The organism is Paracoccus sp. DMF, assembly GCF_004407025.1.
Taxonomy (GTDB): domain Bacteria; phylum Pseudomonadota; class Alphaproteobacteria; order Rhodobacterales; family Rhodobacteraceae; genus Paracoccus; species Paracoccus aminovorans_B.
The window spans coordinates 41143-57693 of record NZ_SOKV02000019.1 but is presented as its reverse complement, the minus strand read 5'-3'; the positions used below and the strand labels follow the sequence as shown (position 1 = coordinate 57693).

The window sequence follows — 16551 nt, the reverse complement described above, 5'->3', positions numbered from 1 at the left end:
TCTTGTCGAAATATCCTGGGGGTGTGGGGGCAAAGCCCCCGCCCGCGGCCGTCACATCCGCCGCATGCGCGGCAGAAAGATCGTAAGCAGCCCCATCAGCGGCAGGTAGGCACAGATTCTATAAACATATTCAATGCCCCGCGCATCGGCGATCACCCCCAGCACGGCGGCCGCGATGCCGCCCATGCCGAAGGCGAAGCCGAAGAAGATGCCGGCGATCATGCCGGTCCGTCCCGGCACCAGCTCCTGGGCAAAGACCACGATGGCCGGAAAGGCCGAGGCGAGGATCAGCCCGATCACCACCGTCAGCACCCCGGTCGCGGCCAGCCCGACATAGGGCAGCGCCAGGGTGAAGGGCAGGATGCCCAGGATCGAGAACCAGATCACCTTCAGCGGCCCGACCCGGTCGCCGATCAGCCCGCCCAGCATCACGCCGCCGGCCATGCCGCCCAGGAACAGGAACAGCATCAGCTGCGCCTGCTGGGTGTTCAACCCGAACTTCTCGATCAGGAAGAAGGTGTAATAGCTCGACAGGCTGGCGGTATAGATGTTCTTGGTAAAGGTCAGCAGCGCCAGCACCACGATCGCCACCGTCACCCGCCGCCGCGAATAGGGCGAGACCGGCACGGCGCGCGCGCCCGCCGCCTTGCGCCGGCCCTCGGCCCAGCTGCCGACCTGCCAGAGCGCGGCCGAGCCGATCATCGCCATGATCGAAAAGATCGCGACCGAGGGCCGGCCCAGCGGCACGACGATGAAGGCCGCCAGCAGCGGCCCCAGCGCCTGGCCGAAATTCCCGCCCAGCTGGAACAGCGATTGCGCGGTGCCGAAGCGGCCGCCCGAGGCGATGCGCGCCACGCGCGAGCTTTCGGGATGGAACACCGCCGAGCCGACGCCGATCAGCATGGCCCCGGCCAGCAGCACCCAGTATTCATGCGCCAGGGCCAGCAGCAGCACGCCGAAGACCGTCGAGGCCATGCCGACCGACAGCGAGCGCGGCATCGGCTTTCTGTCCGTCACCATGCCCACCAGCGGCTGCAACAGCGAGGCCGTGACCTGGAAGGCGAAGGTCATCAGCCCGATCTGCCAATAGGACAGGGTGAACTCCTGCTGAAGCAGCGGATAGATCGCCGCCAGCATGGATTGCATGATGTCATTGACCATATGACACAGGCTGATCGCGATCAGCACCGTCCAGGCCGTGGCCGGGATGGCGGGGCCGCGGATTGACGTCGCTTCCGACACGGGCATCACCTCTTGCGAATTGCCCAGCGTTGTCCCGCCCGCGCCCGGCTTTGTCAACATCCGCCGCCGCTGCCCGGCGAAACGAAGGGGCTTGACCGCAGTGCGAATTTCCTCTCAAACCTGAACTGACGAGTTTACTTGAGTGTCCGGTCCCACGTCCGCCCAACCGGCACATCGCGGCATCGCGGCAAGCCGCCGTTATCGAGTGCCCAATTCAACCTCCCCTCGATAAAGATCGCCCGATTATTGATATGATGGAACTTCCCAAACCCGTGGCACAGGCCCTCGCCGCAGAAGAACAGGGCCGCAAGCGGCGCAACATGACCTGGCAAAGCGTGCAGGAAGAGGTGCTCAACCGCATCCGCAACGGCACCTGGCCCGAGGGCGAGCTGATCCCGACCGAGGCCGAACTGGCCGCGGAATTCAGCTGCGCCCGCGCCACCGTCAACCGGGCGCTGCAAGCCCTGGCGCAAAGCGGCGTGCTGGAACGGCGCCGCAAGGTCGGCACCCGGGTCGCGGCCCATCCGCGCGTGCAGGCGGTCCGCTTCCTGCTGCGCCGCGAGATCGAGGCGGCGGGCAAGGTCTATGGCTACACGCTGCTCGACTATCGCCAGCAACACCCGCCCGCCGACATCGCCCAGGCGATGCTGCTGCACAGCGAAGAGCTGCTCTTGCGCATCCGCTCGCGCTTCACCGCCGACGGGGCGCTCTATTGCTGCGAGGAGCGCTGGGTGAACGATTTCGCCGCCCCGGGCCTGACCCGCGAGGCGCTGCAACATCTCAGCCCCTGCGAATGGCTGCTGGGCCATGTCCCGGTCAACCGCGGCAGCATGGCGATGGCGGCCACCCTGGCCTCCGAGGGCTTCGTCTCCGAGGCGATGGGCCTCGCTCCCGAGGCGCCGGTGCTGATGATGGAGCGGATGGACTGGCTCGACAACATGCCGATCTCGCTGACCCGCAGCTATTATCCCGAGGAACATCGGATGACCGCGACGATCTGACGGATCAAGCCGAGTTGACCGCTGATTGCTTGCCAAGGCCTGCGCATTTGGCCAAACATGCCGGCAAAACGACAAGACAACTGGCAAACAGACCGGACCCGAGCATGTTCCCGACCCGCCCGAACCTAGCGTCCCTGGCGCTGGCCGCCGCCGCGCTTTTCCCGGCCCTCGGCCCCGTGCCGGCGCAGGCCCAGGCCCCTGCCGTCGCGCCCACGGCACCGCCGAAGCCCAAGGCGCTGACCTCGATCAGCCGCGACCAGATCGAGGCCGCGCAATTCGACGGCACCGACCTGCCGGCCGGACAGTCGGCGCTGACGGTCAAGGCGCAGATCCTGCTGGACCGCTCGGGCATCTCGCCCGGCGTGGTGGACGGCTGGCGCGGCGGCATGAGCGAAAGCGCGATCAAGGCCTTCCAGCGCCGTGCCGGACTGCCGATGACCGGGCGCATGGACCATGCCGTCTGGGACCTGCTGCAAGGCTATGCCGCGGCGCCCCTGACCATGGACTATACCATCACCGAGGAGGACGCGACCGGGCTCGTCGACCGCATCCCCTCGGACTATGCCGAAAAGGCGGCGATGACCTCGCAGGGCTATACCAGCGTGCTGGAGAAGCTGGCGGAGCGTTTCCACATGGACGAGAAGTTCCTGGCCAAGATGAACCCCGGCGCGGCTTTCCAGCCCGGCGAGACGATCCATGTCACCGTGCCGGCGCAGCCGATCCGCGCCACCGTGACCCGGATCATCGTCGACAAGGCCACCCGCCGCGTCGCCGCCTATGACGCCAAGGGCAAGATGGTCGCGGATTACCCGGCCACAGTCGGCTCGTCCGACACGCCCTCGCCGCATGGCAACCACCTGGTCGACGCGGTGGCGCTGAACCCGACCTATACCTACAACCCGATGCGCAACTTCAAGCAGGGCGAGAACGACCGCGTGCTGATCGTGCCGCCGGGGCCGAACGCGCCGGTCGGCAATGTCTGGATCGACCTGTCCGAGCCCAGCTATGGCATCCACGGAACCGCCACGCCCTCGCAGCTGTTCCTCAACCAGTCGCATGGCTGCGTGCGGCTGACCAACTGGGACGCATGGGAGCTGGCGCATATGGTCAAGGCCAAGGTGACGACGGTCGAGTTCCTGGACCCTGGCGTCAGCATTGCCGATGTGACCGGCATTTCGGCGGTGGCGACGGCGACCCAGGCCGCGGCGGTGACGCTGGCAGCGACCCGTCCGCCGGCCCGCGGCGACCGCCTGCCGCCAGTCGTGGCCGCCGGGGCGGTGACGGGTGCGGTGGCGGAGAATGTGATGGGGGCCGTGGCTCAGGCCGCCTCGACCGGCACCGCCGCGGCCGTGGCGAGCACGGTGGCAAGCCCGGAGCCGCTGGTGGTGACGCCCGAGACGCCCTCGACCGAGCCGCTGGTGCCGGCGACCCCGCTGCCCGCGGGCACGATGGACGAGCCCGAATATCCCTCGGACGTGGGGCTGCCCGAAACCCTGCCAGGCAATCCGGCGGGCAGCGTGACGCTCTATGCCCCGACGGCACAGCCCTGAGATGCGCGCCCTGCTGCTGGCGCTGCTGCTCTTGCCCGGGCTGGCGCTGGCACAGGATCCCCCTGCCCCGCGTCCCATGGCTGAAGAGCGCCCCGCCCCGCGTCCCACAGCGGAGCCCGTCGAAAAGCCCGAACCAGCCGAGCCTGCGTCCGAGGCGCCAAGGCCGCAGGAGAAACAAGCCGAACCCGAGGAACCCGCCGGACCGCCGATCCATACCACGCTGCGGGAAAGCGACTTCGACCATTCCGCCTGCCTGCTGGAGCTGACCCTGCTCGGCGCCGACTATGCGCCGCAAGCGCCGCTCACCGACCCGGACCAGCCCGATTGCGGCATCGACCGGCCGATCCTGCTGCATGCGCCCCTGCCCGGCATCGAGATCCCGGGCGGCGCGCCGATGCGCTGCGACACGGCGCGGCAACTCGCGCATTGGCTGCGGGATTTCGTGCGCCCGGCCTCGGCGCTGCTGCCGGGCCAGCCGCGGCTGGTGGCGCTGGAGCCGGGCTCGACCTATCAATGCCGGGCGACGGTCGGCAATGACGGCACCGGCCTGTCCGAGCACGCCTTCGGCAATGCCTTCGACATCGCCGCCTTCCGCTTCGACGACGGCAGCCGCATCGCCGTCGAGCCGCGTGCGGACAAGGGCGATCTGGCCGAGGCCTTCCAGCGCGCCGTGCGCGGCGCGGCCTGCCTTTATTTCACCACCGTGCTGGGGCCGGGCGCCAATGCGGCGCATGACAACCACCTGCATCTGGACATCAAGGCGCGGCGCGGCGGCTGGCGGCTGTGCCAGTGATCAGCGCCGCACCCGGTCCAGCTCCAGATAATCCGGGTTGAACCGCGCCAGGCGCACCAGCCCCTGCCAATCCAGGATCTCGACCTCGCTGCCCTGCCAGCGGATCAACCCGCCCGCGCGCAGGTCGCGCACCGCGCGGTTCACATGGATCGGCGTATAGCCCAGGATATCCGCCAGCTCCTTTTGCAGCAGCGGCAGGGTGAAGCGATAGCCTTGGGCCGCGCCGACGCTGGCCAGCCGGGTATAAAGCTCGCACAGCAGATGCGCCAGATGCGCGCTGGAGCGCAGCGAGGCCGCCGCGACCAGCCATTGCCGGTGGATCGAGGCGTCGATCGCCGTCGACATCCACAGAAGCCGGGTCAGGTGCGGGAAGTTCGCAGTGATCTCGCGCAGCTCGTCATGGTCGACGAACTCGACCTCGGCCTCGCCCACGGCGACCACGTCATGCTCCAGCCCCGCCAGCACGAAGCCGTGCAGATCGACGAAATCGCCGGGGACATGCAGGGCGGTGATCGCCCGCTCGGCCGGGCGCCCGACGATGGAATGCTGGCGCGCCGACATGCCGCGCAGCATCATGCAGCTGCGGCGGGCCAGCCGGCCGCGCGGCACGATGACCTCGCCGGGGCGAAAGGCGACATGGCAGGTACGCACCGCGCGCAGGCGGTCGATGTCGCCGGCGCACAGCAGATCCCGTCGTTGCAGATAGCGGACGAAATACTCGGTGATGGCCATGATGCTCCTCGGGAAGACCGCGGGAGATTGTCAACTCTGCCCGGGGCTTGCAATGACCCGGGAAGCCGGATTAACTTTCATCAATCTTGCCATAAATCCGCAGGATTCCTAGACTTAATGGCGATCAGGCCGCCCGCGCGGGCGCGGCGCCCAAGGCCTCGGCCAGAAGCGCGAAACTTTGCCGGGCATGCGGGCTTTGCCGGGTAAAGAACTGGTCCAGCGCCGGGTAAAGCCGCACCGCCTCGTCCAGTCGCGCGTCCGAACCCTGCGAATACAGCCCGGCGCGAATCATCAGCTCGGATTCGGCATAGGTGCCCAGCAGCGCCCGCGCCCGCGCGATCAGCAGGTTTTCCGGCGCACTGGCCGCCTGCGGCAGCGAGCGCGAGACCGAGCGCAGCACATCGACCGCCGGATAGCGCCCGCGCTCGGCAATGGCGCGGTCCAGCACGACATGGCCGTCGAGCGTGCCGCGCAGGATGTCGGCGACCGGCTCCTCCATGTCCGAACCGGCGACCAGCACGCTGAAGATCGCCGTGATGTCGCCCGCCCCCTGCGGCCCCGGCCCCGAGCGTTCCGCCAGCGCCATGATCAGCTGCGAGACCGAGGGCGGAAAGCCGCGGTAGCTGGGGCTTTCGCCGGCCGCGAGCGCAATCTCGCGATGCGCCTCGGCAAAGCGGGTGATCGAATCGGCCAGGAACAGCACGTGCCTGCCCTGGTCGCGGAAATGCTCGGCCACCGTCATCGCCGCCCAGGCGCAGCGCCGGCGCATTAACGGCGACTGGTCCGAGGTCGCGGCCACCACGACGGAACGCGCCATGCCCTCCTCGCCCAGGGTTTCCTCGACGAATTCGCGCAGCTCGCGGCCGCGCTCGCCCACCAGCGCGATCACCACGACATCGGCCGAAACCCCCTTGGCGAGCGCCGAAAGCAGCGTCGATTTCCCGACGCCCGAGCCCGCGAACAGACCCATGCGTTGCCCGCGCACCAAGGGCAGGAGGGTGTCGAAGACCGCAAGCCCAGTGTCCAGCCGCGCGCCCAGCCGGTTGCGCGAGGCGGCCGGGGGCGGGGCCGGTCGAAAGCCGCGCTCCTCGCCCCCGGCCAGGATGGGGCGGCCGTCCAGCGGCTGGCCGAAGGGGTCGATGATTCGCCCGATCCAGGAATTCGCCGGCGCCAGCGCGGGCGCAAAGACCAACTCGACCCGGGCGCCGATCGACAGCCCGTCCATCGGCCCCTCGGGCAGGATCGCCGCCTGGTCGCTATGTAGCGCCACGATCTCTCCGCTGAGGTTGCCGCCGGAACGCCTTGAAAACACGACGCGATCTCCAAGTGACGCATGGCTGTTCAGCCCGGCCGCCAAGATCACCCCGCCCTGGATGGCGCTGACCTGGCCGTAATGCCGCGTCATGCCCAGCCCGCGCATCCGCGCCGCGATGGCCTGCATTTTATCCATTCCGAGCTCCGCTTTTTTCGCGCAGGGCCTGCGCCTCGAAAGGGTTTCTAAACCTATTGGGGTTAAGACCGAGTTTATCGGAACAGAGGAGATGCCTCGATGTTTGACCGGATCGAAACCCTGCGGATGGCCGGCGCGCTGACCGCACATGCGGCGGAACGGCAGAAGCTGATCGCCCGGAACGTGGCCAATGCGGACACGCCCGGCTTTCGCTCGCGCGATCTGGCCGGATTCGCCGAAACCTATCGCTCGCAGCCCGCGGCCGAGATGCGCGCCTCGCGTCCCGGCCATGTCACCGGGGTCAGCTGGGGCAGCGGCGCCGAGCGCGCGCTGGACGCCGGCGGCGAGCCGGCGCCGAACGGCAACACCGTCTCGATCGAGGACGAGATGTTCCGCAGCGCCGCGGCCAAGCGGGAATTCGACATCTCGCTGGCGGTGACGAAATCCTCGCTGTCGCTCTTGCGCACCAGCATCGGCCGGCGCGGCTAGGGGGACGAGCGATGACCGAACCGCTTTCCGCCGTCGAACTGGCCGTCTCGGGCATGAAATCGCAATCCGTGCGGCTGCGCCACATCTCGGAAAACATCGCCAATGCCGACACGCCCGGCTATCGCCGCAAGACGGTGGCCTTCCAGGAGCAGATGGATTTCGGCCGTCCGACCGGCGCCGTGGCCCCGGGTCCGACGCGGCTGGACCGGCGCGACCTGCCCGAGATCTATGATCCCGCGCATCCGATGGCCGATGACGACGGCTATTACGCCGGCTCGAACGTCGACCTGGTGGTCGAGATCGCCGATTCCAAAGAGGCCAGCCGCAGCTACGAGGCCAACCTCCGTGTCTTTGAACAATCCCGTCAGATGGGCAGCTCGCTGCTGGATCTGATCCGCCGTTAAGGGGTATCGCCATGATTTCTTCGATAATTGCCGCCACTGCCTATGACCGCGCCCGCAATGCCGTGACCCCGGCCGAAGGCCTGCCGCAGGGCGTGACCAATGCCGCCGCGGATTTCGCCAAGGTCATGGACCAGGTGGACATTGCCGCCACCGGCAGCATGGCCGGCAAGACCGACACGCATGAGCTGGTGCAAAGCATCGCCCAGGCCGAGATCGCGCTCGAGACCGTGGTCGCCATCCGCGATAAGGTGGTCGAGGCCTATCAGGAAATCCTGCGGATGCCGGTTTGAGGTCGGGCGATGGACGAGAACCTGATTTTCGACCTGACCCGGCAGGCGCTGTGGATCGCGGTGCGCATGTCGGCGCCGCTGCTGATCGTGGCGCTGGTCGCCGGGGTGGTGATCGGCCTGTTCCAGGCGCTGACCTCGATCCAGGAGATGACGCTGACCTTCGTGCCGAAGATCGGGCTGATGCTGGTGGTGTTCTGGGTCAGCATGAGCTTCATGACGGCAACCCTGGCGAGCTTCTTCACCGACCAGTTGCTGCCGCAGATCGCGGGGTCCTAGGCCATGGACAACGCGATCTATGCCGCCCTGACCCGCCAGTCCGGCCTGATGCGCGAGATGCGCAGCGTGGCCAACAATATCGCCAATGCCAATACCACCGGCTTCCGGCGCGAGGGCGTGGTGTTTTCGGAATACATGGTGCCGCTGGACCGGCGGGGCGAGACGCTGGCCATGGCCAATGGCCGCGGCCGCATGGTCGACCTGCGCCCGGGCGGCATGACCCAGACCAACGGCCAATACGACCTGGCGCTGGAGGGCGACGGCTTCCTGATGGTGCAGACGCCGCAGGGCAACCGCCTGACCCGCGCCGGCGCCTTCATGACCAATGCCGAGGGCGAGCTGGTGAACGGCGACGGCTACCAGCTGCTGGACGACGGCCAGGCGCCGATCGTGATCCCGGCCGGGGTGCGCAGCGTCGGCATCGGCACGGACGGCACCGTCTCGGCCGACGGCAACCCGGTCGGCCGCGTCGGCATCTTCGCCAGCCCCGATCCCGCGAAGCTGCAGCACGAGGCCGGCACGCTCTTCGACCCCGGCGGCACCGTCGAGCCGCTCGAGGAAGCCAGGCTGCGTCAGGGCTTCCTGGAGGATTCCAACGTCGACCCGGTGCTGGAGCTGTCGCGCATGATCGAGGTCCAGCGCGCCTATGAGCTGGGCCAGAGCTTCCTCGACCAGGAAGACCAGCGCATCCGCCTGACCATCACCTCGCTGACCCGCTGAAAGGACAGACCATGAGAGCACTTCAGATCGCGGCAACCGGGATGAGCGCGCAGCAGATGCGCGTCGAGGTCATCTCGAACAACCTCGCGAACATGTCGACGACCGGCTACAACCCGCGCCGGGCGGAATTCGCCGACCTGCAATACCAGCAGGTCACCCGGCCCGGCACCCTGACCGCCACCAATGGCGCCATGGTCCCGGCCGGCGTGCAGCTGGGCCTGGGCGTGCGCCCGGCCAGCGTCACGGTGATGCTGGGCCAAGGCCCGCTGAGCCAGACCAATGGCGACCTCGATGTCGCCGTGGACGGCACCGGCTATCTCGAGGTGACGCTGCCCTCGGGGATTTCGGCCTATACCCGCGACGGCAGCCTGAAACGCTCGGCCGAGGGCCAGGTGGTGACCTCGGAAGGCTATCCGCTGGTCCCCGACATCACCATCCCCGAGGATGCGCGCAGCATCTCGATCAATACCAACGGCGAGGTCTTCGCCTATTTCGACGACCGCGTCGAACCCGAGAACCTGGGCCAGATCACGCTGGCAAGCTTCATCAACGAAAAGGGCCTCGAGGCCAGCGGCTCGAACCTGTTCCTGGAAACCGTCGCCTCGGGTCCGCCGCGTATCGCCACGCCGGGGCAAGAGGGGCTTGGCACGCTGCGCGGCGGCTTCCTGGAGGAAAGCGCCGTGGATCCGGTGCGCGAGATCGCCGAGCTGATCAAGGCGCAGCGCGGCTACGAGCTGAACTCCAAGGTCATCACCGCCGCCGACCAGATGCTGGGCACCACGGTGCAGGTGCGGTGATGCGCTATCTTGCCCTGCTGCTTCTGGCCCTGCCGCAGCCCTGCCTTGCCGACGCGCTGCTCGCGACCCGCACCCTGCCCGTCGGCACGGTGATCTCGGCCGAGGATGTCACGCTGTCGGCCGAGGCCGAGGGCATCGCGCCGGATGTCTCGCAGGTGGTGGGCCTGCAATTGCGGGCGATGGTCTATCAGGGCCGCAGGATCGACCCTTCGCAACTGTCCGCCCCGACCCTGGTCGACCGCAACCAGCTCGTCACCCTTGCCTATGAGCGCTCTGCCCTGCGGATCGAGGCCGAGGGCCGCGCCCTGTCCGCCGGCAGCGCCGGGCAGGTCATCCGCGTCATGAACAGCGCATCGCGCGTCACCGTTTCCGGGCGCGTCGCCCCGGACGGCACCGTGATCGTCATGCAAAACTGAAGGATCCAGCCATGACCACCTCCATGCCATCGCGCCCCGTCCTGTTGCTTGGCGCGGCCAGCATCGCCCTTTCGCTGACCGGCTGCGGCCGGGTCGCGCAGGTCGGCCAAGTGCCGGACATGACCCAGCCCGAAAGCAGCGTCGAATTCCAAGCCATGACCTCGCAAGGCTATGGCGCGCAGGAGCTGCCCGATCGCATGGACAGCACAGCCTCGCTGTGGACGACCGCGCAGAACTCGCTGGTGGCGGACCGGCGCGCCGCCAATCGCGGCGACATCCTGACCGTGGTGATCGAGATCGACGACCGGGCCGAGATCCAGAACAGCTCGGGCCGCAGCCGCAGTTCGGCCGACAAGGTCAGCATTCCCGGCATGGCCGGTCTGCCGCAACGCATCGACAAGATCCTGCCCGAGGGCGCCAGCATGGACGAGCTTGCCGAGGCCAAGGCCTCGTCCAGCTACAAGGGCAGCGGCAATATCTCGCGCCGGGACAAGATGACCCTGCGCGTCGCCGCCACGGTCGTCGAGCGCCTGCCGAACGGTGTCCTGCGCATCCAGGGCACGCAAGAGGTGCGGGTGAACTACGAGATCCGCGAGCTGACGGTCAGCGGCTTCGTGCGCCCCTCGGACATCGGCCGGCGCAACGAGATCTCGTATGACCGGATCGCCGGGGCGCGCATCTCTTATGGCGGGCGCGGCCAGATCAGCGACGTGCAGCAGCCGCGCTATGGCCAGCAGATCGCCGACATCGTGCTTCCCTATTGAGGCTGCCGCTCGTGAAGAAGATCGTTCTTTTGCTTGTTCCCCTGCTGGCTTTCATCGCCGGCGCCTTCGGCGGCGACATGCTGCAGGCCGGCAAGAAACCCGACAGCGCCCAGGCCGCCGGCGACGCGAGCCATGAAACCGCCGAGCCGGCCAAGGCCGAACCCGAGCCCGCCGCAGAGGGCCATGAGGCGCCCGCGGCCGATGCGGGCCATGGCGACGCCGGTCACGGCGAGGCTGCCGAGGGCGAAGGCCAGCTCGACTGGTTCAAATTCCCCAGCCAGTTCTTCGTCCCGATCCTGCGCAACGGCACGCCGACGGCGATCATGGTCCTGACGCTGACGGTCGAGATGCCCTCCTCGGCGCGCCCGCGCATCGAGGCGCAGGAACACCGCCTGCGCGATGCGCTGCTGAATGCCTTGCTGATCGAGGCCAATACCGGCGGCTTCGACGGCAACTTCACCGCCGATCCGGCCCAGCAGCGGCTGCGCAGCGCGCTTCTGGCGGCAGCCCAGGCGGCGGCCGGCAGCGACGTGCAGCGCATCCTGATCGAGGATATCGGCCGGCAAGAGCAATAGCCGGAAGTCGCAAGCCTGTTCACCCAGGGCTTCCCGCGGCACGCCGCCGCCATCACAGGCTGCCTGGCCCTTGGCCGACAGGCGGCAGGTCTTGCACCGACAGTCTAGCGCCGGCCGTCCATGCGGGTGAAATCCATCACGCTGCCCTCGCCCGGGCGCAGTTGCGACCAGTCGTCGATCTGGAAATCCACCACCAGCGTCGCGGCGGTCGGATAGCGGCGAAAGTCCGGGTCCAGCGGCGCCCGCGCCGGCAAGGTGGCGGCGAATTCGGCGATGCCGGGGTTGTGGCCGATCATCATCACCGTCGGCGCCGAAGCCGTGCGCAGGATCGCCAGCATCTTCTCGGGCGTCGCCTGATAAAGCCCCGGCTCGTAGCGGATATGCGGCCGCACCTCCAGCGGCGCCAGCGCGATGCGGGACCAGGTTTCGCGCGTGCGCTCGGCGGTCGAACACAGCACCTCCTCGGGCTCGTAGCCGCGGCTCGCCAGCCAGTCGCCCAGCTCGCGGGCCGAGCGGCAGCCGCGGTCGTTCAGCGGCCGGTCGTGGTCCGGCTGCGCCGGATCATCCCAGGAGGATTTCGCGTGCCGGGTCAGGATCAGGCGACAGTGTCCGAGAGGGGTCATCGAATTGCCTTTTCGGCCATGCGGTTAAGTTTACGCAACGAACCCCGAGCCTGCCACAGCTGCCGGCGCGCCGGCAAGCACTCTCTTGGCCCGCCCGCGCCTAGAGTTCGCTGTCGCCCTGGCGCAGCCCGCGCGGCTTGACCCGCGGTTCGGTCGAGCGGATCAGCGAGCCGGCGCCATGTTCGGTGAAGAGCTCCAGAAGCGAGGCATTGGCCACCCGCCCGTCCAGGATCACCACGGCGCGCACCCCCTCGTCGAGCGCCTTCAGCGCCGTCTCGGTCTTGGGGATCATGCCGCCGGCGATGGTGCCGTCGGCGATCATGGCGCGGACCTGGTCGGGGTGGATCTGGGTCAGAACCTCGCCCGAGGCGTCCTTGACGCCCGAGACATCGGTCAGAAGCAGCAGCCGGTCGGCCTTCAGCGCGCCGGCGATGGCACCGGCGGCGGTGTCGCCATTGACGTTGAAGGTCTCGTTATCCTCCATCCCGGTCGCCACCGGGGCAATGACCGGGATCAGCCCGGCATTGTAGAGGTCGCGGATGATCTGCACGTTCATCTCGACCGGGCGGCCGACGAAGCCCAGCTCGGGGTCGTCGGGCTCGCAGACCATCAGGTCGTCGTCCTTGCCGGAAATGCCGACTGCGCGGCCGCCGGCGTCGTTGATCGCCTGCACGATGCGCTTGTTCACCAGGCCCGACAGCACCATCTCGACCACCTCTACCGTCTCGCGGGTGGTGACGCGCTTGCCGCGCACGAAATGGCTTTCGATGCCCAGCTTCTTCAGCAATTCGTTGATCATCGGGCCGCCGCCGTGACAGACGACCGGATGGATGCCGACCTGCTTCATCAGCACCATGTCGCGGGCGAATTCGGCCATGGCCTCATCGTCGCCCATGGCATTGCCGCCGAATTTCACCACCACCACCGCGCCGGAATAGCGCTGCATATAGGGCAGCGCTTCCGAAAGGGTGCGGGCGGTGGCAATCCAGTCACGGTTCATGTTCTGCGTTCTCATCCAAAGGCCCCTGTTCGTCGGGCGCAGCCTAGGGCGCCGGCGCCGCCCCGTCCAGACCGCCTAGTCCAGGCCGGCGATGATGCTGCGCAGCGTGGCGATGCCCTGCCCCTTGTCCGAGCTTGTGATCACAAGTTCGGGATAGGCGGCGGGATGCTTCTGCAACGCCTCCTGCACCTGGGCGACGGTGGCCTGCATGGCCTGCGGACCGATCTTGTCGCCCTTGGTCAGCACCACCTGGAAGGGCACGGCCGAGCGGTCGAGCAGCTTCATGATCTCGTGATCGACATCCTTCACGCCATGGCGCGAATCGATCAGCGCGAAGGCGCGGCGCAGGGTCGGCCGCCCCGAGAGATAGGCTTTCAGCAGCGCCTGCCATTTCGCCACCACGGCGACCGGCGCCTTGGCGAAACCATAGCCCGGCAGGTCGACCAGATAGGTCTGCTCGCCCAGGGTGAAGTAGTTGATTTCCTGCGTGCGGCCCGGGGTATTCGAGGCGCGAGCGAGCCCGTTCCGCCCGGTCAGGGCGTTGATCAGGCTGGACTTTCCGACATTCGAGCGGCCGGCGAAGCAGACCTCGGGCCGGTCCGCGGGCGGCAATCCGTCCATGGCGACGACGCCCTTGAGGAAATCCACCGGGCCGGCGAACAGCTTGCGGGCGGCCTCGGCGATCTCGGGATCGGGCTCGGGGGCGATGGGAAAGGCGACCTTCATGCGCGCACCTCATTGCCCAGGACGATCTCGCCGCCGGTGACCACCTCGGCATAGATGCCGAAATCGGAATGGCCGAATTGCGCGGCCAGCGCCTCGGGCATGTCCAGGTCGATCTGGCCGGTGGCGGTGTCGGCGCTGGTCGCGGCGCAGCGGCCGATGGTCTCGGTCACCCGCAACTCCAGGCCGCCGATGGTCAGGATATGGCCGATCAGCTCGCGTTCGGCATAGGGCGCCCAGCCGTCCAGCCACAGGTTCGCGCGCCAGCGTTCGACGCCCAGCGGCTGGCCCAGCCGCGATTCCAGATCGGCCAGGCTCGACAGCGACAGGATCGAGATCCAGGGCTGGCTGACATCGGTCCAGCCGGTCGGGCCCTGCACCAGCCGGGTCGGCGCCGGCTTGTCCGCGGGCCAGAGCGGGCGGACCCAGTCCACCAGCCGCGGCCCCTCGGTTTCCGGGTCGAAGGCCAGGTCGGGCAGGTCGGGATGGCGCAGGCGGATCGGTCCGCCCGGCGCGCCCTCGCCCCAGCCGCCCTGCACCGCCTGCAAGCCGGCGGCGGCCGCGCCGCGCAGGAAGCAGGATTTCGGCAGCCAGCGCTCGGGGCGCGCGCCCGCGCCGGCGTGGCGTTCGCCGCCCTCGGTCAGCAGCGCCCAAAGCCGATCGCCCGGCAGGCGCCGCGCCGCATCCAGACGGGTGCGGGCGATGTCCTCGCCGCCGATCGACTTGATCGGGTGGCGCCGGATCCGGGCGATGCGGGCGATCATTTGCCGCCCTTTTCCTTGGGCTTGGCCTCGGCCTTGCCGCGCGCGGGCAGGCTGGAGCGGATGTTGCCGAACAGGTCGGGCCGGTGGCCGTGCATCGACATGATCGTGTACTGCTGGATGATGGTGATGGTGTTGTTGGTGATCCAGTACAGCACCAGCCCCGAGGCGAAGCCGCCCAGCATGAACATGAAGATCCAGGGCATCCAGGCGAAGATCATCTTCTGCGCCGGATCGGCCGGGGCCGGGTTCAGCCGCTGCTGCATCCACATCGAGATGCCCAGCACGATGGCCAGCGCCGGCAGGGTGAAGCTGTGCAGGAAGCTGCCCTGGCCCGGCGTCGCCCAGGACAGCAGGCCGAACAGGTTCCACAGGCTGGACGGATCGGGCGCCGACAGGTCGCGGATCCAGCCGATCCAGGGCGCGTGCCGCAGTTCGATGGTGACGAAGATCACCTTGTAGAGCGAAAAGAAGATCGGGATCTGCAGCAGCACCGGCAAACAGCCCGCGGCGGGGTTCACCTTTTCGCGCTTGTAGAGCTCCATCACCTCTTTCTGGTATTTCATCCGGTCGTCGCCGGTGCGCTCCTTCAGCGCCTCCATCTGCGGCTGCAATTCCTTCATCTTCGCCATCGAGATGTAGGATTTGCGCGCCAGCGGGAAGACCAGCAGCTTCAGGATGAAGGTCAGGCCGATGATCGACCAGCCCATGTTGCCGATGAAGCCATGCAGCCAGTGCAGCAGGCGGAAGATCGGCTTGGTCAGGAAGTAGAACCAGCCCCAGTCGATGGAATCGACGAAACGGTCGATGCCGGGGTTCTGCTGGTAGCCGTTGATCGTCTCCCAGACCTTGGCGCCGGCGAAGAGATAGCTGGACGAGGTGCCGGTCGCGCCCGGGGCCACGGTCTGCATCGGCATCCGGGTCTCGGTCTGGTAGATGTCAGCGCCGGGGGCGTATTTCACCACGGCGGTGAAGGCGTTGCCCGGCGCCGGCGCCAGCGTGGTCATCCAGTATTTGTCGGTGAAGCCGACCCAGCCGTTCTCCTGGACCTCGATCAGCTGCGCCGGGCCTTCGCCGGCCACGGGGGCCAGGTCGGGCAGGTTTTTGTATTTCTCCTCGAGCAGCTTGCCGTCGGTCATGCCGACGACGCCCTCGTGCAGGACGAAGAAGTTCTGGGTGTCCGGCTTGCCGTGGCGCGCAAGAATGCCATAGGGCGCGGCGGCGAAGGGCGCGGTCCCGGTGTTCTCGACCGATTGGGTGACGGTGAACAGGAACTTGTCGTCAAGCTCATAGACCCGGCGGAAGATCTGGCCGGCGCCATTGTCCCAAGCCAGCGTGACCGGCTGGCCCGGCGCCAGGGTGGTGCCGGATTCGACCTGCCACAGCGTCGCCGGTCCGGGCACCAGGGCGGGGTCGGTGCCGGGGCCGGGCATCCAGCCATAGACCGCGTAATAGGGCTTCTGCACCGCCGGTTGCAGGTCGCCGCCGGGGGCGACCGGGCTGCCCCCGGCCTTCAGCGCGGGCATGGTCGTGGGCGACAGCAGCCGGACGAAGGGCGAATTCGGATCCAGCGTCTCATGATAGCCGGTCAGCTCCAGATCGTCGATCCGGCCCCCGGCCAGCGAGATCGAGCCGGCGAGCGAGGGGGATTCGATCTTGAGCCGCTGGGCCTGGGCCGAGGGATCGCTGCTGGCCGCGTCGGCGGTCGCGAGCGCCGGGGCGGCGCCTTGGGTGCTGCCGGCCGGGGCGGCCGGGGCGCCGGGCTGCGCCGCGCCATCCTGGGCCGCGCCGCCCTGGGCCGAGCTTTGCGCCGGCTCCTGCGCCGGGGGCGCGGGCTCGGGGGCGAAAAAGATCGACCAGACGAGCATGACGAGGGCCGAAAGCACCATCGCCAGGATGAGGTTGCGATTGTTGTCTTGCATTCCGGACCAGCCCTTCGTCTTGA

At 68.2% G+C, this 16551-nt stretch carries 20 protein-coding genes; 12 read left to right on the top strand and 8 right to left on the bottom strand.

All coding sequences use genetic code 11. The annotated features are described in order from the left end of the window. Positions 1–51: 51 nt before the first annotated feature. Positions 52–1248, bottom strand: coding sequence for an MFS transporter (locus E3D03_RS11815; RefSeq protein ID WP_062561053.1), 1197 nt, complete (start codon positions 1246–1248; stop codon positions 52–54). A gap of 314 nt (positions 1249–1562) precedes the next feature. On the opposite strand from E3D03_RS11815, the gene E3D03_RS11810 reads away from it, so the two are divergent. From E3D03_RS11810 to E3D03_RS11800, 3 genes are all read left to right on the top strand, one after another. Beyond that, entirely contained in the window at positions 1563–2243 is a 681-nt protein-coding gene (locus tag E3D03_RS11810) for a GntR family transcriptional regulator (protein ID WP_263567123.1), read from the top strand. Between the two features lie 104 nt (positions 2244–2347). Continuing rightward, positions 2348–3793 carry a L,D-transpeptidase gene (locus tag E3D03_RS11805; protein ID WP_263567122.1) on the top strand — a complete coding sequence of 482 codons (1446 nt, stop codon included), beginning with the start codon at positions 2348–2350 and terminating at the stop codon, positions 3791–3793. Position 3794: 1 nt separating this feature from the next. Then, complete coding sequence (locus E3D03_RS11800; RefSeq protein ID WP_263567121.1) at positions 3795–4586, top strand: extensin family protein; 792 nt, start codon at positions 3795–3797, stop codon at positions 4584–4586. On the opposite strand, the gene E3D03_RS11795 is transcribed toward E3D03_RS11800, so the two are convergent. Both E3D03_RS11795 and E3D03_RS11790 read right to left on the bottom strand, forming a co-directional pair. After that, positions 4587–5318 (bottom strand): Crp/Fnr family transcriptional regulator, encoded by a 732-nt coding sequence (locus tag E3D03_RS11795; RefSeq protein ID WP_263567120.1) that lies wholly within the window; start codon positions 5316–5318, stop codon positions 4587–4589. Positions 5319–5442: 124 nt separating this feature from the next. After that, a complete protein-coding gene (locus tag E3D03_RS11790; protein ID WP_263567135.1) occupies positions 5443–6759 on the bottom strand; it encodes a FliI/YscN family ATPase in 1317 nt (438 codons plus the stop codon). Between the two features lie 108 nt (positions 6760–6867). On the opposite strand from E3D03_RS11790, the gene E3D03_RS11785 reads away from it, so the two are divergent. The 9 genes from E3D03_RS11785 to E3D03_RS11745 are packed head-to-tail and all read left to right on the top strand — an operon-like array spanning position 6868 to position 11499. Then, positions 6868–7257, top strand: a complete 390-nt coding sequence (locus E3D03_RS11785) for a FlgB family protein (protein ID WP_017998214.1) — start codon at positions 6868–6870, stop codon at positions 7255–7257. Positions 7258–7268: 11 nt separating this feature from the next. Then, complete coding sequence (gene flgC, locus E3D03_RS11780) at positions 7269–7661, top strand: flagellar basal body rod protein FlgC (RefSeq protein ID WP_263567119.1); 393 nt, start codon at positions 7269–7271, stop codon at positions 7659–7661. 11 nt (positions 7662–7672) lie between these two features. Next, positions 7673–7951 (top strand): flagellar hook-basal body complex protein FliE, encoded by a 279-nt coding sequence (locus E3D03_RS11775; protein ID WP_062561059.1) that lies wholly within the window; start codon positions 7673–7675, stop codon positions 7949–7951. Between the two features lie 9 nt (positions 7952–7960). Beyond that, entirely contained in the window at positions 7961–8227 is a 267-nt protein-coding gene (locus E3D03_RS11770) for a flagellar biosynthetic protein FliQ (RefSeq protein ID WP_062561060.1), read from the top strand. 3 nt (positions 8228–8230) lie between these two features. Next, entirely contained in the window at positions 8231–8947 is a 717-nt protein-coding gene (locus E3D03_RS11765; protein ID WP_263567118.1) for a flagellar hook-basal body complex protein, read from the top strand. A gap of 11 nt (positions 8948–8958) precedes the next feature. Next, on the top strand, positions 8959–9744 hold the full coding sequence (flgG, locus tag E3D03_RS11760) for a flagellar basal-body rod protein FlgG (protein WP_062561062.1): 786 nt from the start codon (positions 8959–8961) through the stop codon (positions 9742–9744). Beyond that, positions 9744–10160: a flagellar basal body P-ring formation chaperone FlgA gene (gene flgA, locus E3D03_RS11755; protein WP_062561063.1), complete on the top strand. Its 417-nt coding sequence runs from the start codon at positions 9744–9746 to the stop codon at positions 10158–10160. Before flgG ends, flgA begins: the two co-directional genes overlap by 1 nt. 11 nt (positions 10161–10171) lie before the next feature. Beyond that, positions 10172–10924: a flagellar basal body L-ring protein FlgH gene (gene flgH, locus E3D03_RS11750; protein ID WP_062561064.1), complete on the top strand. Its 753-nt coding sequence runs from the start codon at positions 10172–10174 to the stop codon at positions 10922–10924. An 11-nt stretch (positions 10925–10935) separates the two neighbouring features. Continuing rightward, positions 10936–11499, top strand: coding sequence for a hypothetical protein (locus tag E3D03_RS11745; RefSeq protein WP_263567117.1), 564 nt, complete (start codon positions 10936–10938; stop codon positions 11497–11499). Between the two features lie 104 nt (positions 11500–11603). Here E3D03_RS11745 and E3D03_RS11740 read toward each other — a convergent pair whose 3' ends face one another. The 5 genes from E3D03_RS11740 to yidC form a co-directional block, all read right to left on the bottom strand. After that, the gene (locus E3D03_RS11740; protein WP_017998223.1) at positions 11604–12122 is read right to left on the bottom strand and encodes a SixA phosphatase family protein; all 519 of its coding nucleotides are present in this window, start codon (positions 12120–12122) and stop codon (positions 11604–11606) included. A gap of 100 nt (positions 12123–12222) precedes the next feature. Continuing rightward, positions 12223–13122 carry an acetylglutamate kinase gene (argB, locus tag E3D03_RS11735; protein ID WP_062561066.1) on the bottom strand — a complete coding sequence of 300 codons (900 nt, stop codon included), beginning with the start codon at positions 13120–13122 and terminating at the stop codon, positions 12223–12225. Between the two features lie 75 nt (positions 13123–13197). Next, on the bottom strand, positions 13198–13848 hold the full coding sequence (gene yihA / locus E3D03_RS11730; protein ID WP_263567116.1) for a ribosome biogenesis GTP-binding protein YihA/YsxC: 651 nt from the start codon (positions 13846–13848) through the stop codon (positions 13198–13200). Further along, the gene (locus E3D03_RS11725; RefSeq protein WP_263567115.1) at positions 13845–14609 is read right to left on the bottom strand and encodes an MOSC domain-containing protein; all 765 of its coding nucleotides are present in this window, start codon (positions 14607–14609) and stop codon (positions 13845–13847) included. Before E3D03_RS11725 ends, yihA begins: the two co-directional genes overlap by 4 nt. Next, positions 14606–16528, bottom strand: coding sequence for a membrane protein insertase YidC (yidC, locus tag E3D03_RS11720; protein ID WP_263567114.1), 1923 nt, complete (start codon positions 16526–16528; stop codon positions 14606–14608). The genes E3D03_RS11725 and yidC overlap by 4 nt, the downstream gene beginning before the upstream one ends. Positions 16529–16551: the final 23 nt, after the last annotated feature.

Excerpts from the sequence above, each read along its gene's own strand:
- E3D03_RS11815 (WP_062561053.1), bottom strand. The coding sequence starts at position 1,248 with ATGCCCGTGTCGGAAGCGACGTCAATCCGCGGCCCCGCCATCCCGGCC.
- E3D03_RS11810 (WP_263567123.1), top strand. The coding sequence starts at position 1,563 with ATGACCTGGCAAAGCGTGCAGGAAGAGGTGCTCAACCGCATCCGCAAC.
- E3D03_RS11805 (WP_263567122.1), top strand. The coding sequence starts at position 2,348 with ATGTTCCCGACCCGCCCGAACCTAGCGTCCCTGGCGCTGGCCGCCGCC.
- E3D03_RS11800 (WP_263567121.1), top strand. The coding sequence starts at position 3,795 with ATGCGCGCCCTGCTGCTGGCGCTGCTGCTCTTGCCCGGGCTGGCGCTG.
- E3D03_RS11795 (WP_263567120.1), bottom strand. The coding sequence starts at position 5,318 with ATGGCCATCACCGAGTATTTCGTCCGCTATCTGCAACGACGGGATCTG.
- E3D03_RS11790 (WP_263567135.1), bottom strand. The coding sequence starts at position 6,759 with ATGCAGGCCATCGCGGCGCGGATGCGCGGGCTGGGCATGACGCGGCAT.
- E3D03_RS11785 (WP_017998214.1), top strand. The coding sequence starts at position 6,868 with ATGTTTGACCGGATCGAAACCCTGCGGATGGCCGGCGCGCTGACCGCA.
- flgC (WP_263567119.1), top strand. The coding sequence starts at position 7,269 with ATGACCGAACCGCTTTCCGCCGTCGAACTGGCCGTCTCGGGCATGAAA.
- E3D03_RS11775 (WP_062561059.1), top strand. The coding sequence starts at position 7,673 with ATGATTTCTTCGATAATTGCCGCCACTGCCTATGACCGCGCCCGCAAT.
- E3D03_RS11770 (WP_062561060.1), top strand. The coding sequence starts at position 7,961 with ATGGACGAGAACCTGATTTTCGACCTGACCCGGCAGGCGCTGTGGATC.
- E3D03_RS11765 (WP_263567118.1), top strand. The coding sequence starts at position 8,231 with ATGGACAACGCGATCTATGCCGCCCTGACCCGCCAGTCCGGCCTGATG.
- flgG (WP_062561062.1), top strand. The coding sequence starts at position 8,959 with ATGAGAGCACTTCAGATCGCGGCAACCGGGATGAGCGCGCAGCAGATG.
- flgA (WP_062561063.1), top strand. The coding sequence starts at position 9,744 with ATGCGCTATCTTGCCCTGCTGCTTCTGGCCCTGCCGCAGCCCTGCCTT.
- flgH (WP_062561064.1), top strand. The coding sequence starts at position 10,172 with ATGACCACCTCCATGCCATCGCGCCCCGTCCTGTTGCTTGGCGCGGCC.
- E3D03_RS11740 (WP_017998223.1), bottom strand. The coding sequence starts at position 12,122 with ATGACCCCTCTCGGACACTGTCGCCTGATCCTGACCCGGCACGCGAAA.
- argB (WP_062561066.1), bottom strand. The coding sequence starts at position 13,122 with ATGAACCGTGACTGGATTGCCACCGCCCGCACCCTTTCGGAAGCGCTG.
- yihA (WP_263567116.1), bottom strand. The coding sequence starts at position 13,848 with ATGAAGGTCGCCTTTCCCATCGCCCCCGAGCCCGATCCCGAGATCGCC.
- E3D03_RS11725 (WP_263567115.1), bottom strand. The coding sequence starts at position 14,609 with ATGATCGCCCGCATCGCCCGGATCCGGCGCCACCCGATCAAGTCGATC.
- yidC (WP_263567114.1), bottom strand. The coding sequence starts at position 16,528 with ATGCAAGACAACAATCGCAACCTCATCCTGGCGATGGTGCTTTCGGCC.